We start from the raw sequence: 14953 nt of genomic DNA, 5'->3' as shown, positions 1-14953 counted from the left end.
AATAAAAACTATAATATTTATATGTGATTTTATAATGCTGATTAAAACGACTCTTTTCCTTTCTGCCCTATTGTCTAGTTTTACTCTATACGCACAGCCCACCAGTCTAGATCAGTACTTAATACAAGAGCGCATTATAAGCTCCGATTATAAGATTACTGATAAAAACCGTCTGAATGATGTGCTACAAGCTTTGAGTGAAGAAAATTCACGTGTTCTACCTTATCAGGTCGATGAAAATACTGTACTTGAACAGGTCATGAGCTATGCAGATCATATAGAGGTACAGGGACTAATTGTTACACCTGATTTTAGGCAGTTTGCCCAGTCTGTAGGACAAAATAAAGTAGAACAATTATTTAGAAAAGGAGTCATCAACAACTGTTCGCACTTTTTTGAACATGAGTTTCAGCGCGTTAACCCATATGAATTAAACATGACACTTAATTCTGACTATGGACGATATCAGATTAAAATGAAAAATACCCAATGCAAGTTTTAAAATAAAGACTCAAGGGGCAAATTACTATAGGTGCTTTAACGTAGCCACCCTTGAGGCTGTAAAATGATAATACTTGCACCCAAAAGCACAATTGCTCCGCCTAACAGATCCCAGCGCGTCAGTATGACCTGGTCAACCCAGCGTAACCATAAGAGCGCTGTGAATATGTAAATTCCGCCATAGGCTGCATAAATTCGTCCTGAGGCTGCCGGATGTAAAGTCAGCAACCATACAAAAATTGCCAGACTGATTATTGCGGGTAGCCACAACCAGGCTGACTTACCGTCTTTTAATATCAGATAGGGAAAATAACAGCCAAGAATTTCAGCCAACGCTGTCATAAAGAATAAAAAGAAAGTTGTTAAAATCTTGGTAAACTGTAAGTCCATAAAATTTCCAAAAAATAACCCGTGTCGAAACACGGGTTATAGCTTTAAATAGAGCTTAAGCAGGTTCAGCTGTCTGGTCTTCAAAGACTTCCAGTTTCAGTCCAACAGCCTGTCCATTTTCTTTTTTCACGGATACCGCAACGTTACCGCCATGTTCAGCCAGCTCACCAAACAGGATCATTTCTGCAAGCGGTTTTTTCAGATGTTCCTGAATCAAGCGCTGCATTGGACGTGCACCCATCAGACGGTCATAACCCTGTTCTGTTAACCATTCACGCGCACTCTGATCCACTTCCAGCACAACTTTTTTCTCATCCAATTGTGCTTGCAGTTCTGTCAGGAACTTGTCTACTACAGATTCGATAATCGTAGTTGGTAATGGCTTAAATTGAATTACGCCATCCAGACGATTACGGAACTCTGGTGAGAACGCTTTCTTCATTGCTTCCTGATTATCATTACTGTTGTCCTGCTCTACGAAACCAATACTAGTACGCGAGATACTTTCTGCACCGATATTCGTAGTCATAACCAGGATCACATTGCGAAAATCTGATTTACGGCCATTATTGTCTGTCAGTGACCCATGATCCATCACTTGTAATAACAGGTTGAATACATCCGGATGAGCTTTTTCAATTTCATCCAGAAGCAATACACAGTGCGGATTTTTATGGATTGCATCAGTCAGCAGACCACCCTGATCATAACCAACATAACCAGGAGGAGCACCTATCAGACGTGAAACCGTATGACGCTCCATATATTCGGACATATCAAAGCGTACCAGCTCAAGCCCTAAAATTTTTGCCAGCTGTTTGGTCACTTCAGTTTTACCAACACCTGTTGGTCCTGCGAATACAAAACTGCCAACCGGCTTATCTGGCGACTTAAGGCCGGCCCGCGATAGCTTGATTGCTGAAGCCAGTGCAGTAATTGCTTCATCCTGTCCAAAAACAACACGTTTTAGATCACGCTCTAAATGACTCAGTACTGTTTTATCATCTTTAGAGACAGTTTTGGGTGGAATACGGGCAATTTTTGAAATAATATCTTCAATATTTTCAACTGTAATCAGGGTATTGTCTGCATCAGCTTTTAATCTCCGCTGTGCCCCCGCTTCATCAATTACGTCAATTGCCTTGTCTGGCAGAAAGCGGTCATTAATAAACTTGGATGATAGCTCTACCGCAGCAACCAAGGCACTATCTTCATACTCTACATGATGAAAGTCTTCGAATTTAGGTTTTAAGCCACGTAGAATATCTATACTTTCTGAAATTGTCGGTTCGTTTACATCAATTTTCTGGAATCGACGTGATAAGGCATGATCTTTTTCAAATACTTGACGGTATTCTTGGAACGTGGTTGAACCAATACAACGTAAAGTACCATTTGCCAGCGCTGGCTTAATCAGGTTTGATGCATCCATCGTGCTGCCCATGCTAGAGCCAGCACCAATAATCATATGAATTTCATCAATGAATAACACAGCTTCCGGTTTTTTCTTCAGGGCATTTAACAGCTGTTTTAAACGCTTTTCAAAGTCTCCACGGTATTTGGTGCCTGCGACTAGCGCACCAATATCCAGACTGTAAATTTCAGCATTCGCCAGCGGCTTAGGCGCCTTGTTATTGACGATCAGCCATGCAAGACCTTCAGCAATTGAAGTTTTTCCCACACCTGGATCACCCACCAGAAGCGGGTTATTTTTACGGCGACGACATAAAATTTGTGCGGCACGCTCGATTTCTTTTTCACGACCAATCAGTGGATCAGTTTTACCTTTTTGAGCTTCAATATTCAGATTTGTAGTATAGAGTTCCAGCGGCCCTGCATTGGCAGAACTGGTAGCCTCGCCTTCAATATCTTCAGCTTCTTCTTCCATATGTACTTCGTCTTTTCGAGTACCATGCGAAAGATATTGAGTCAGGGTCAAACGGTTAATCTGATGACGCTTGAGCAAATAGACTGCAAAGGAATCCCGCTCAGAGTACATTGCAACCAAAACATCGGCACCTTCTACATTACGGTCACCGCCACTGGACTGTACATGAAAAATAGCACGTTGCAGAATCCGGTCAAAGCTTTCTGTCGGATGTGGTGCCTGGTCACTGTTTTCACCAAGTTTAGGGGTATGTTGTTCTACATATTCTTCTAGCTCTTTACGCAGTAAAACGATATCTGCACCGCATGCTTTTAACGCATTGACTGCAGAATCATTGTCCAGCAAAGCCAGCAATAGGTGTTCAACCGTTAGGAACTCATGTCTCTTTTGTCGAGCCATGCTTACAGCCAAACGTAAGGATACTTCGAGTTGACGACTGAGCATGCGACCCCCTTAATATTTTGGCTCAATTTGGCAAAGTAATGGATGACCTTGCGACCGAGCATAATTGTTTACTTGGTTTGCCTTGGTCTCCGCAATATCTCGCGGATAGATGCCAGCAACCCCTTTTCCTTCATAATGTACTGTTAGCATTACTTGAGTTGCCTGGTCAAGATTTAATGCAAAGTATTGTTGTAAAATTTCAATTACAAAGTCCATTGGGGTGTAGTCATCATTTAGTAAAACAACGGCATACAGGGGTGGTTTTTTTAACTGCGGAGGTGCAGGTTTAACTGCAATTTCTCCATCAGCTTCATCATTTTGCGAATCGCTTAAGCGTGGATTAAGATGCCAATCAACTAGGCCGGTCTGACAAAAAGAGGCTTTCACTTCGTTTAAGGTTATTTTACGCTTAGTAGCTCGCATACAATCTTTATTTCACTTACTGTGCATTTGCTTCTGCTTGAGGAATTTCAGAAATAAATGCTGATGAATTTTCAACAGGTTTTCCACGTTGCCAGCTGAAACGCTTGATGACTGGCGTGCCTGCTCCAGTTAAACGGACCTCAATAAATTGAGGTGTAAAGCCTTTTGGCATAGTCCAGCGCCCGGTCAGACGCTCAAAGTCTTCGAAATTAAATTTATTGTCTTCAAGAGGTACAACCAGCACCTCTGTGCCCTGAATCAGGCGCAGCTCAACCGAACCTGAAGCACGACGTTTATTGGGGCTGACCTGTACCAGATCAAGCTGGTACTCATAAGCATTTTCAGGAAGCGGTTTAATTCCCAAATTTTGTATAGTCAGACTCAGGCCACCACGGTCACGTAGTACTTCACGATAGATCAGGCTCATACCCTCAACCTGAGACTGCTTGGCACGGGCTTCATTTAATGCAGTATACAAATCGTTAGAATTGCTTACCGCCACATCGCGCTCCTGAATTGCTGCATTCAAGCTCTTGTTTAAGGCATTTAGAGCAGTTTTCTGCTTCTGGACCACTTCAACCAGTTGCTCGGCATCTGCATCATAACCGACCACTGACAAGCCTTGACGATGGCCAACTGAATATCCTAATGCCAGGCTTCCTAATGTCAGAAGTGCTCCTCCCATAACCAATGGTATATTGGTTTGCAAAAATGGCTTCTTCACTTTATGTGACGTGGTATTAGGTTCTGTGTTTTGCATCGTCATCTCTAAAATACAAAAATTTTTTCAAAGCACACATTTAAATCTAAAAATAAATATGTGTGAAGTTCAAAAGCGTTTTTTATGGTAATAAGCCAATACCGGTCAGACCAGCATTTTCAGCAAAACCAAACATTAGGTTCATATTTTGTACCGCTTGACCCGCTGCACCTTTAACAAGATTGTCCTGAACCACTAAAATAACCAGTTTTGTTGGCTGTGGCTTATACAGGGCAATACGTAACTGGTTGGCACCACGTACACTACGAGTTTCAGGTGAGCTACTGGATGGCATTACATCAACAAACTGTTCATCGGCATAAAAGATTTCATAAAGTGACTGTAGATCAGTATTTTGTCCCTGTTCAGTTAAATCAACATAAATAGTACTGAACATACCGCGAATCATCGGTACCAGATGTGGAATAAACAGAATCTGGTCAAATACACCGCTCTGGCCAGAAATGTTCTCTAACGCCTCTACTATCTCTGGATGATGACGGTGACCGGCAACACCATAAGCTTTAAAATTATCGGCATTTTCGCTGTAAATCATGCCAAGACTGGCTTTACGACCCGCCCCTGAAACGCCAGACTTAGCATCAATAATAATACTGGCTGGTTTAACCAGCTCTTGTTCAGATTTAAATAGTGGCGCCAGACCAAGTTGAACCGTAGTTGGATAACAGCCCGGATTTCCTACTACCTTAGCCTGCTTGATTTTTTCACGGTTAAGTTCGGTTAAACCGTAAACTGATTCAGTCAATATATCCGGACAGCTATGTTCCAGACCATACCATTTCTCGAACTGCTGCAAGTTCTGTAAACGGAAGTCAGCTGCCAGATCAATCACTTTGGTATTAGCAGCAACCAGCTCGGCAGCGTGCTTCATGGCAACACCGTGCGGTGTAGCAAAAAACACCACATCACAATGTTTCAGGACATTCATATCCAGATCTGAAAACTGAAGATCGGTATGGCCGCGCAGACTTGGGAACATGTCATCTACACGCTTGCCTGCTTCTGTACGTGAGGTGAGTACACTGACTTGAACATCGGGATGCCGTAATAAAAGACGTAGCAATTCAACGCCTGTATAACCTGTACCACCCACAATTCCGACAGAAATCACTCTTATTTCCTCAAGGTTTACCTAAACCCGGCTAGTATGGCAGTTCATCTCATTTTCTACAATGTGCAACTGCATCGGATCACAGTCTATACATACCACCAGCCAGGTAACTTATAACTCTTAAGCTGCTGACGGTGCACCAGATAATCTGGATCATGCCGCGCCACTTCTGCCCAAAACAGAGGACTATGATTAAAATGCCGGGTATGTGCCAGTTCATGAATACACAGGTAGCGCACCAGTTGCTCTGGCATTAATATCGCGCCTGCATGCAGCATAATATCATGTACGCTGCTGCAACTCCCCCAACGGGTCTTGGGCTGGCGAATACTGCATGTTTTATAAGGCAACCCAATTTCCTGACTTATGGATTCGAGATAATCAGGTAGAAGCTGCTTTGCCTGATCTATTACACAGGCTTTTAAGCTATGTTCAGGGTGATTCTGATTAATAAGAATCTGCTGCTCTATATTTAAAATAAAAGAGTTTTTTTGCGCACATTGCTTTATTGCAAGCTCGGCAGGGCAATTAAAAAATTTTATAGACTCTGGAATAGAAAACAGATCTGGTATCTGGCTCTGCTGTTTATGCCATGTCTCTAATAACCAGTTCTCTGCCTGAGATAAAAACTGTTCTATCTGTTTCTTAGTACAACGCAGAGGTACAGTGAGCCGCACCCCTTGTGGTTCGACACGCAAGCGCAAGCGTTTTGCTGTTGCATGCCGAACAATTCTGATTTCAGGTAATTCAGCCTGCTGCATTAAATGGCTGTACGTTCTTCAATGCCATTATTGGTAGCCACAATTGCAATATCAGCTTTGTTGATCGCAAATATACCGTTGGTTACTACTCCCGGAATATTATTGATGGTTTTTTCAAGTTCGAGTGCATTCAAGATATTCAGATTATAGACATCCAGAATCACATTACCATTATCTGTAATCACCCCTTCACGATATACCGGATCGCCGCCCAGACTTACCAGTTTACGTGCTACCGCAGAACGTGCCATAGGAATGACTTCTACAGGCAAAGGAAAATCACGGCCCAGCTGTTCTACCCACTTCGAGTCATCTACAATACAAACAAATTTCTTAGCAATTGAAGCAACAATCTTTTCACGAGTCAGTGCTGCACCGCCCCCTTTAATCATATGCATATGACGGTCGATTTCATCTGCACCATCGACGTAGGCATCCAAACCGCCAACATGGTTCATGTCAACCACTTCAATGCCCAGTTTTTTCAGTCGCTCTGCTGTTGCATTAGAACTGGCCACTGCTGCTTCAAGTTGCAGCTCTGGCAATAACTCGATCAGGAAATTAACCGTGCTCCCTGTGCCTACGCCCAAAATACCGCCTCGAGGCAAATGTTTTAGCGCCGCTTTGGCAGCTGCCTGTTTTTTTTCATCTTGGGTGGTATACAGACTCATGACTTCACTCAACTATTTTTAGCAAATTGGCCAATTAAACGGCGCAAATGTACAGGGGTTTGTTACAATAAGCCCCTATTTTAAACTGTTAGATGGAAGATTAACATGCTGTCTCGTTTGGTTCGACAAATTTTACAAGCAACGGTTTATGATGTTGCAATCGAAACCCCACTCGAAGCAGCGCCACGAATTAGTGAAAAACTAAACAACAATATTCGCTTTAAACGTGAAGACTTACAGCCAGTTTTTTCATTTAAGCTGCGCGGTGCTTATAACCGCATTAGCCAATTACCCAAAACTCAGCTAGAACGTGGCGTAATTACAGCTTCAGCAGGTAACCATGCCCAAGGTGTTGCCCTGTCTGGAAAGAAACTGGGAATTCGTGCCATTATTGTTATGCCAAAAACCACACCAGATATTAAAATTCAGGCTGTAAAACGCCTTGGTGGTGAAGTGGTTCTACACGGCGATTCTTTTGATATTGCCAACAAATATGCAATTCAACGTGCATCAGAAGAAGGTATGACTTTTATCCCGCCTTATGACGATGAACTGGTTATGGCCGGACAAGGGACCATCGCCAATGAAATTTTGCGCCAGTGGCGTGATGTAGAATATGTATTTGTTGCAGTAGGTGGCGGTGGCCTGATAGCAGGTATAGCTGCCTATTTAGGTGATGTTGCGCCACATGTAAAAGTGATTCCTGTCGAATATGATGAATCAGCCTGTTTAAAGGCAGCCCTAGAATCTGGTGAGCGTGTAATTTTGCCATCGGTAGGCCTGTTTGCAGATGGTACAGCAGTAGCACAGATTGGTGAAAAGCCTTTTGAAGTAATCCGCTTGCAGAAATCTGATAATTCGGGCCCGATTGTTGAGCCTGAGGTTGTTCTGGTAAATACAGACGAAATTTGTGCAGCAATTAAAGAAACATTTGATGAAAACCGCAGTATTGTCGAACCTTCTGGTGCAATGGCATTGGCAGGTATTAAAAAGTATATTGAACAGCATAAACTGACTGGTAAAAATATTGTGTCTATTGTTTGCGGTGCAAACATGAACTTTGACCGATTACGCTATATCGCTGAACGTACAGAACTGGGTGAACGTCGTGAAGCAATCTATGCTGTAACCATTCCTGAGCAGAAAGGTGCCTTTTTACAATTTTGCCGGACCCTGCAAGGTCGTAATATTACTGAATTTAACTACCGCGCCAGTGAAAGTGACTCGGCACAGGTTTTTGTGGGCATCAGTTTAAAAGGTGGTGAAGCAGAACGCCATGAAATCCATAACCTGCTAAAAGAAAGTTACGAGGTGGATGACCTGTCCTATGATGAAGTTGCCAAGCTGCACATCCGCTATTTGATTGGTGGCCATGCCAATATTGAAAATGAGCGCCTGTTCCGGGTAGAGTTTCCGGAACGTCCAGGTGCCCTGCTGACGTTCCTTGAACGCCTTGGCCCGACTCATAATATTACCCTGTTCCACTACCGCAACCATGGCGCAGCTGAAGGACGGGTTCTGGTGGGTATGGAAGCGACAGATGCCAAGCAGAATCCGGATGGAATAATTGAAACCTTGAAAACAATCACTTATCCGTATGAAGAAATAACTCATAATATTGGCTATAAGCGTTTTCTTAAATAGTTTCTGGTAAATAGAAACCGGCCTAGAGCCGGTTTTTTATTTTATATCATTTTATTTAAACCTATCCGTTTGGGGTTTTAAAACACTTTAAAATTTTCTTTTTTATTAAGGTAATACCCTGTATTTTTTGTAACACAGCAACCTCAAAATAATTAAAACTAAAGTGATATTATCACGCTGTATAATAGATTAAGCTTTGTACTCTTTACAGTGCAGACTTTAGAAGAAAGATAGCAGGTTTTCTGAATGGCTTTATTTACCGTAATTGGTCTGGGTAGCTTTGGAGCTACTGTCGCTACCGAACTTACCCGCCTCAAGCATGACGTGATTGGTATAGATCTGGTTAAACGTCACGTTGAAAATATTGGTGACCAGTTATCACATGCAGTGATTGCCGATGCGACTGATGAACATGTGCTCGAAGAGCTTAATATTCAGGATTGTGATGCTGTCGTAGTGGCAATTGGTGAGGATATTGAAGCCAGTATTTTATGTGTTCTACACCTGAAAAACATGGGGGTAAACAAGATCTGGGTGAAAGCCAAGACCAAGGCACATCATATGATTCTGAGTCATTTAGGCATCGACAAGATCATTCACCCTGAAGAAGATATGGGGGTCAGGGTCGCCCAAGCTTTAAATTATCCTATGGTCAGCCGTTACATGGCACTTGAGGATGATCATTTTATAGTTCGGATCAATATTGAAAATAAACTTGAAGGTGTGCATCTGTTTGGCCTGATTAACCAGGTCGCAAAAGTTCATCTGCTGCTTTTAAAGCGCGGCAAAGAAATTTTTTATGAGCCTGCTCCAGATTTCACTTTAAAGTATGGAGATATTTTAATCATAGAAGGCTCTCTGGAGCAGCTCCAAAGACTTTCAATGCGTTTTCTCTAATATGCATTTTCCTAATTTTAGACATCTCACACAACGAACTGTTAACCTGAGCCCTCCTACACTTCTGGCTTTAGGATTTTTAAGTTTCATTCTGGTTGGAACCCTGTTGTTGCGCCTGCCTATCTCTCACCACGGCCATTTGAGCTGGATGGATGCATTATTTACTGCTACATCGGCAGTCACGATTACTGGTTTATCCACCATCAGTGTTCATGACTCTCTAACAGGTTTTGGCCAGACAGTACTCTTGCTCCTTATTCAGAGCGGGGGCCTAGGTTTTATGACCTTTGCCATTCTGGCAGCACTGAGCCTTTCTCCTAAAGTACGTCTCAGACAGCAGATGATGGCACAAACTGCTACCGGACAAACCAATCTGTCTAAGGTCACTTTTGTAGCCAAAGGCGTTTTTTTCTATACTTTATTTTTTGAGCTCATCGGCACAGTCATATTAACGGTATTATTTACGCCTGAATACGGCTTTCCAACTAGCCTGCATTATGCAATTTTTTACAGTATTTCTTCATTTAACAATGCCGGTTTTTCTATTTTTGGCGATAGCCTGATGAGCTTTGAAGGGCAATATCTGGTTTACTTGGTTATTAGCCTGCTCTATATCATTGGGGGAATCGGTTTTATTGTACTCATGGATATAAAACGCTCCAAAAGCTGGAGCAAACTTAGCGCCAACAGCAAGTTGGTATTGAGTTCCATTGCCATTATCAATCTGTTGGCTTTTATAGTGATCTGGATGTTAGAAGCAACCAATTATCAGACGCTCGGTCAGCTAAATCTGGGTGAACAGGCTGTACATGCTTGGTTTCAGGCCACTGCGCCACGTTCCTCTGGCCTAAATACCATTGATACAGGTTCAATGACGAGTACTTCGACGTTAGTGGTGATGTTATTGATGTTTATTGGAGGTGGCTCTCTCAGCACGGCGGGGGGTATTAAAGTAGGTACATTTGTAGTCTTACTGCTCAGCGTAATTTCTTTCTTGCGCCGTAATGAGGAAGTCCGTGCTTTTAACCATTCAATCTCACAGGAAACCACAGTGAAGGCACTGGCCGTCGCCATGATTACCTGCATTTTAATCTTTGGAGGATTTTTCCTGATTCTTCTGCTGGAACCCCGGCAAAACTTTTTGGATCTGCTATTCGAAATTGTCTCTGCTGCATGTACTGTAGGTTTATCGCGCGGGATTACCAGTGAACTGAGTCCTGGCAGCTTAATGATCCTTATTTTCCTGATGTATGCCGGACGGCTTGGTCCTTTAACATTAGCATATCTGATTGCAACTCCAAAGAAGAGCCGGCTTAAGCACCCGCCAACCGATATCCAGATCGGTTAAATTAAAAAAACCACTCTTGAGAGTGGTTTTTTACAGTAGGGCTCTAGTACCAGTTCATGAGTGAAACACCCAGACCCACATAGGTAGCACGGTGATTATAATCAATCAAGCTCTCGCCATAACCATCAAACAATTGAAAATGTCCACGCAATTTGCCGCTAATCGGGAATGCCCAGTCAAATTGGGCAGCACCATGTGAGTCATCGCCTCCTTTTAGAGAGTGCCGCAACATCAAAGAGAAATCGTGATCTTTCCAGCGATAGAAGGCCGTTAAATCTCCACGGCCGATATAGTCATCAATATCTGCATTGTTGTCATCACTTGCATTTTCCTCAATACGGTACCAAGGCCGCAGCATAAGAGCAAAATTTTCATGCTCAAGCCCGACATTCATAATGATACGATTCCAGCTACGCGATAAAGGATCTGCACGGCCGTTAGACTGGTGATTAAAAGTCAAACCCAGTAACCGGCCGTTTAAACCTAGCAAATTATAATTCGTGCGGAACATCAGGCTGACTTCAGGCTCATAATTAGTTTCCCGAAACGGACGGGATTCATCTTCGTTATATACCTGCCAGCGTGACGACTGGGTATAACCTAACCATAGGTCGCCATTATCACCAAATATATTTTCTGCCGCTTTGGTTTTAAAGGAAATCTGGAACTTGGCTTCAATTGACTTAAGGTCCTGTGCATCTTCTGCAGAGACTGTATTTTCAGGATTTGGACTCGAAGGTGTTTCATTTTTATCGCTGGTCCAATAAGCTGGCAGCAAATAGACTGGCTGGGGCGCACGAATATTCCATGTACCGAGCTTGCTTTCTGGAGAAAGCTCCCAACGGCGGTCCAGCAATGAAACATTCGGATCAATTTTCGGATCTTCTACTGCTTTGCGTTGAGCCACCACTAAGGGTTTTTCTGCTTCGGGTACCACAAACAATGCATCATAACAGGCCAGACGATCTGCATTGGAAGCAAGTCCTACACACGCTTGTGCACTCGCAGGTTTAGCCGCCGCAGGATCTTCCGCATGGCTTGTAGACACCACCACCACGCCAAGTATCGCAAGGATACCCAGCTGAAGTGAGGGCCGTTCAAAGGCTTTGAACGACATTTTATTCTCCAGTTTTCAGTTTTATTTATTTGACTTGTTTAATTTCAAAACCGAGTTGTACTAATTCATCACGCTTTGCAAATGGTGCAACCACCGCTCTAACCGGTTTCTGACCGGTCAGATAAATATTTACAACCCGTTTCAGATCATCAAAAGTAGTCTGTAATATACGCTGACGCAAGATTTTTCTAAAGGCTGGCGTACGTTCATGCAGTAATGCATAACATGCTGTAATAGCTTCACCCGCTGGAGAACCCGGCTTATCCATACTGGCGACCAAACCAAGAATAGCTTCTTCTAACTGGTGTGGTTTTTGTTCAGCATTAAATAACCAGTTCAAGCTTGAATCAAAGTCGTTGAAAGTTTCTGCAAGACGTGGATCGCGATAACTATAGAAACGGAAACTGCAAGCATTACCATCATAGCTGGCTCCTCCACCATAAGCCCCACCTTTTTCACGAATAGCGCTATGCAAAAAGCCGTTACGCAAGTATGCAGCCAATACCATTAACGGTGCAGCATCCGGGTGGGAGACTTCAACAGCCTGATAAGCTGAGGCACAGAACTGAACATTAGACTGGATTAACCAGGCTTCATCCGCGTTATTATCTTCGAATTTAACCTGAGTCAGCTCAGCTTGAGTTTGATCTACAGCCAGTTTATTCCATACTTCCTGGATTTCTTCCAACAAGCGTTCAGTCTGGTGTTCTTCACACACCAGTAAAAACTGTTTAGGAGCCTGTAATAATTTGCGATGAATTAACTTCAACTCATCAATAAGGCGATGATACTCTGCCTCATCTTTTTCAATCTTGCTGACCAGATCTGTCATCCAGTTGAGCGCACCCAGTCCTGTCGTATGGTAATCACGACGAGCCAGTGCACTCATGTTACGTGACGCTGTTTGCATCGCATAACTATGTCCTGAGCCGGAAATCCGTGAATGCCAACGGGTTTTACGCTGTTGCAGAAGTTCTATGATACGGCTTTTTTCATCAAAACGAAGCTGCTCAAAAGCTAGCTTAAGTAGATGGATCGCATCAAATTTATTAACCAGTGACTTAGTGGTTAATGTCAGCCAGGCACTTATACGACCTTTATCATTAACTTTGCTGCGTAATGAAGCACCCATGCCTAACCCACCACTCACTGCAGTTTGCAGCTGTTGCAGTTCAAGATAGCCATACTCTCCTGCACCCACCTCACCCATCAGGACTGACAGCAAGTTAAAGTAAGGTGAATTTATTATCTCGTCAGGAATCTGGATCAGCACCTGCTGATAATAAATACCATTTGTTCCAGCATGGTAAAGATTTAAAGGGGTATCCAGATTATTACAGATAATTTCACGCAGCTGACCCTGTACAATGTGCAGCTCTTCAGGCACATCCTCCAAACCTACTTTAGGTAACAGGTCCAGATCATCTTCCATATTCTGACGTTGCTTCAATGCTTCTGTATTTTCCAGAATCTGTTTACGGTCTGCTTCAGACAATGTCTCAGCGAGTTTAGCCAGACGAGCTTTTTCAGCCTGCTCATCCTTTAGAGACTTTTCAGCATCAGGAACCAGCGTCAGTTGAACACGATGCGGGTTATCAAGCAGATAAGTCTGGATCAGGCTAGACAGCCACATTGGATCTTTTAGTTCTTCTCTTACCTGTTCAATCGCGCTGTCGACATCCCATACATGAATTGGGTCATTGTGATGAATAGCACTACTCAAACCATTCAAGATTAGACTGAGGCCATAAGGTGTACCATCACCACCAATTTCACGCTGATGCAGTTCGATCTGATGCAAAATTGCTTCAATCAGTTTTGACTCTACAGGTTTTGATGCCACTTCCTGCAAGATATTAAGTACGCCTTCCTTAAATGTCTGTGCATGCTCCGGATTAGAACCTTGCACTGCACAATAAAAAGTCATCTCAAAGTTGCTGTCATCTACTCCCATAAACGGGCCTGTAGACTGTGCATATCCACAGGTTTCCAGATAATGCCGTAAGGGTGAAGCCGAGTCTTCCAGTAATATGCCTTCAACCAGACGCATACCTAAACGCAATTTGATGTCACTAGCCTGAGGTAACAACCAGCCCAATACGTGATAAGTTTTATCTGTTAGCTCATCGCCATCTACTGCATAAGTTTCAGTAACCTCTATAGGGGCTGACAGGCGTTTTTCCGGAGTAGAATAGAGTGTTTTTCCAGGTTTAAACTTGTTTAAAGCCAGTGTTTCAAACTGTTCCTGCAACTCATACGCCGAAAGATTACCAAAAGTCATAAAGACTGCATTACTTGGATGATAATGCGACTTATAAAAATCGACTAGCTGCTCATAAGTCAGATCAGGAATGTCTTTAGGATCACCACCTGAATTATAATGATAAGTGGTTTGTGGGAATAAATGTTCTGCCAGCTGATGATACAACTGATCTGAAGGTGAACTCATCGCCCCCTTCATTTCATTAAAAACCACGCCTTTATAGACAGGCTGGTCATCTTCGAGCTCTACCCGAATACCTTCCTGAGCAAAATCCAGAGGATTCAGGTTTGCAGCAAAGGCTGCATCGAGATAAACAGATAACAGGTTCTGAAAATCTTTCTTGTTTTGGGTCGCAAACGGATAGGCTGTCCAGTCTGCCGCTGTAAAAGCATTCATGAAAGTATTTAATGAACGGCGGATCATTAAAAAGAATGGATCACGGACCGGAAATTTTTCTGAGCCACATAAAGCAGTATGCTCCAAAATATGAGCAGTACCTTTTGAATCCATGGGCTGGGTACGAAAAGCTACCAAGAATACGTTTTCATCATAGTCAGTGGCTAGATGGTAATGCACCGCCCCTGTAACCTTGTGTTTGTATTCAGACACTAAAATGTCTAGGGCCTCGACATGGTGTTGACGTACCAACTGAAACGCGGGATGAACAGTTTGATTAATGGTTTCAGTGACATCGACAGTCATGTGATCTCCTCA

At 43.0% G+C, this 14953-nt stretch carries 13 protein-coding genes; 4 read left to right on the top strand and 9 right to left on the bottom strand.

The features are described from left to right. The first annotated feature begins 34 nt into the window (after positions 1–34). The gene (locus tag J502_RS08405; protein ID WP_005014630.1) at positions 35–502 is read left to right on the top strand and encodes a hypothetical protein; all 468 of its coding nucleotides are present in this window, start codon (positions 35–37) and stop codon (positions 500–502) included. Between the two features lie 35 nt (positions 503–537). Here the strand turns inward: J502_RS08405 and J502_RS08400 are convergent, their stop codons facing one another. From J502_RS08400 to rpiA, 7 genes are all read right to left on the bottom strand, one after another. Then, on the bottom strand, positions 538–891 hold the full coding sequence (locus J502_RS08400) for a YnfA family protein (protein WP_005014632.1): 354 nt from the start codon (positions 889–891) through the stop codon (positions 538–540). Positions 892–946: 55 nt separating this feature from the next. Further along, complete coding sequence (clpA, locus tag J502_RS08395; RefSeq protein WP_034683805.1) at positions 947–3223, bottom strand: ATP-dependent Clp protease ATP-binding subunit ClpA; 2277 nt, start codon at positions 3221–3223, stop codon at positions 947–949. A 9-nt stretch (positions 3224–3232) separates the two neighbouring features. Further along, a complete protein-coding gene (gene clpS / locus J502_RS08390) occupies positions 3233–3646 on the bottom strand; it encodes an ATP-dependent Clp protease adapter ClpS (RefSeq protein WP_034683804.1) in 414 nt (137 codons plus the stop codon). Positions 3647–3662: 16 nt separating this feature from the next. After that, entirely contained in the window at positions 3663–4412 is a 750-nt protein-coding gene (locus J502_RS08385) for a DUF6776 family protein (RefSeq protein ID WP_005404179.1), read from the bottom strand. Between the two features lie 76 nt (positions 4413–4488). Further along, complete coding sequence (argC, locus tag J502_RS08380) at positions 4489–5544, bottom strand: N-acetyl-gamma-glutamyl-phosphate reductase (protein WP_171053870.1); 1056 nt, start codon at positions 5542–5544, stop codon at positions 4489–4491. Between the two features lie 80 nt (positions 5545–5624). Further along, on the bottom strand, positions 5625–6299 hold the full coding sequence (locus J502_RS08375) for a M48 family metallopeptidase (protein ID WP_034683802.1): 675 nt from the start codon (positions 6297–6299) through the stop codon (positions 5625–5627). After that, the gene (gene rpiA, locus J502_RS08370; RefSeq protein ID WP_005014640.1) at positions 6299–6970 is read right to left on the bottom strand and encodes a ribose-5-phosphate isomerase RpiA; all 672 of its coding nucleotides are present in this window, start codon (positions 6968–6970) and stop codon (positions 6299–6301) included. Before rpiA ends, J502_RS08375 begins: the two co-directional genes overlap by 1 nt. Positions 6971–7075: 105 nt before the next feature. Between rpiA and ilvA the strand changes: the two genes are divergently transcribed. The 3 genes from ilvA (at position 7076) to J502_RS08355 (ending at position 10859) form a co-directional block, all read left to right on the top strand. Then, positions 7076–8614, top strand: a complete 1539-nt coding sequence (ilvA, locus tag J502_RS08365; protein WP_034683800.1) for a threonine ammonia-lyase, biosynthetic — start codon at positions 7076–7078, stop codon at positions 8612–8614. A 246-nt stretch (positions 8615–8860) separates the two neighbouring features. Beyond that, entirely contained in the window at positions 8861–9511 is a 651-nt protein-coding gene (locus tag J502_RS08360; protein WP_005014642.1) for a potassium channel family protein, read from the top strand. Between the two features lies 1 nt (position 9512). Further along, positions 9513–10859, top strand: a complete 1347-nt coding sequence (locus J502_RS08355; RefSeq protein WP_005014643.1) for a TrkH family potassium uptake protein — start codon at positions 9513–9515, stop codon at positions 10857–10859. Between the two features lie 43 nt (positions 10860–10902). Here J502_RS08355 and J502_RS08350 read toward each other — a convergent pair whose 3' ends face one another. Further along, positions 10903–11976 carry a phospholipase A gene (locus tag J502_RS08350; protein WP_034672309.1) on the bottom strand — a complete coding sequence of 358 codons (1074 nt, stop codon included), beginning with the start codon at positions 11974–11976 and terminating at the stop codon, positions 10903–10905. 25 nt (positions 11977–12001) lie between these two features. Next, the gene (locus J502_RS08345; RefSeq protein WP_005014647.1) at positions 12002–14941 is read right to left on the bottom strand and encodes an insulinase family protein; all 2940 of its coding nucleotides are present in this window, start codon (positions 14939–14941) and stop codon (positions 12002–12004) included. Between the last annotated feature and the right edge of the window lie 12 nt (positions 14942–14953).

It is taken from the genome of Acinetobacter sp. 1294596, from assembly GCF_000582925.1.
In the GTDB taxonomy this organism is placed as follows: domain Bacteria; phylum Pseudomonadota; class Gammaproteobacteria; order Pseudomonadales; family Moraxellaceae; genus Acinetobacter; species Acinetobacter radioresistens.
The sequence above is the reverse complement of the archived record's forward strand: the minus strand, read 5'-3'. Positions and strand labels throughout refer to the sequence as shown.

What these genes read in the sequence shown, in the direction of transcription:
- J502_RS08405 (WP_005014630.1), top strand. Translation starts at nt 35, where the DNA reads ATGCTGATTAAAACGACTCTTTTCCTTTCTGCCCTATTGTCTAGTTTT.
- J502_RS08400 (WP_005014632.1), bottom strand. Translation starts at nt 891, where the DNA reads ATGGACTTACAGTTTACCAAGATTTTAACAACTTTCTTTTTATTCTTT.
- clpA (WP_034683805.1), bottom strand. Translation starts at nt 3,223, where the DNA reads ATGCTCAGTCGTCAACTCGAAGTATCCTTACGTTTGGCTGTAAGCATG.
- clpS (WP_034683804.1), bottom strand. Translation starts at nt 3,646, where the DNA reads ATGCGAGCTACTAAGCGTAAAATAACCTTAAACGAAGTGAAAGCCTCT.
- J502_RS08385 (WP_005404179.1), bottom strand. Translation starts at nt 4,412, where the DNA reads ATGACGATGCAAAACACAGAACCTAATACCACGTCACATAAAGTGAAG.
- J502_RS08375 (WP_034683802.1), bottom strand. Translation starts at nt 6,299, where the DNA reads ATGCAGCAGGCTGAATTACCTGAAATCAGAATTGTTCGGCATGCAACA.
- rpiA (WP_005014640.1), bottom strand. Translation starts at nt 6,970, where the DNA reads ATGAGTCTGTATACCACCCAAGATGAAAAAAAACAGGCAGCTGCCAAA.
- ilvA (WP_034683800.1), top strand. Translation starts at nt 7,076, where the DNA reads ATGCTGTCTCGTTTGGTTCGACAAATTTTACAAGCAACGGTTTATGAT.
- J502_RS08360 (WP_005014642.1), top strand. Translation starts at nt 8,861, where the DNA reads ATGGCTTTATTTACCGTAATTGGTCTGGGTAGCTTTGGAGCTACTGTC.
- J502_RS08355 (WP_005014643.1), top strand. Translation starts at nt 9,513, where the DNA reads ATGCATTTTCCTAATTTTAGACATCTCACACAACGAACTGTTAACCTG.
- J502_RS08350 (WP_034672309.1), bottom strand. Translation starts at nt 11,976, where the DNA reads ATGTCGTTCAAAGCCTTTGAACGGCCCTCACTTCAGCTGGGTATCCTT.
- J502_RS08345 (WP_005014647.1), bottom strand. Translation starts at nt 14,941, where the DNA reads ATGACTGTCGATGTCACTGAAACCATTAATCAAACTGTTCATCCCGCG.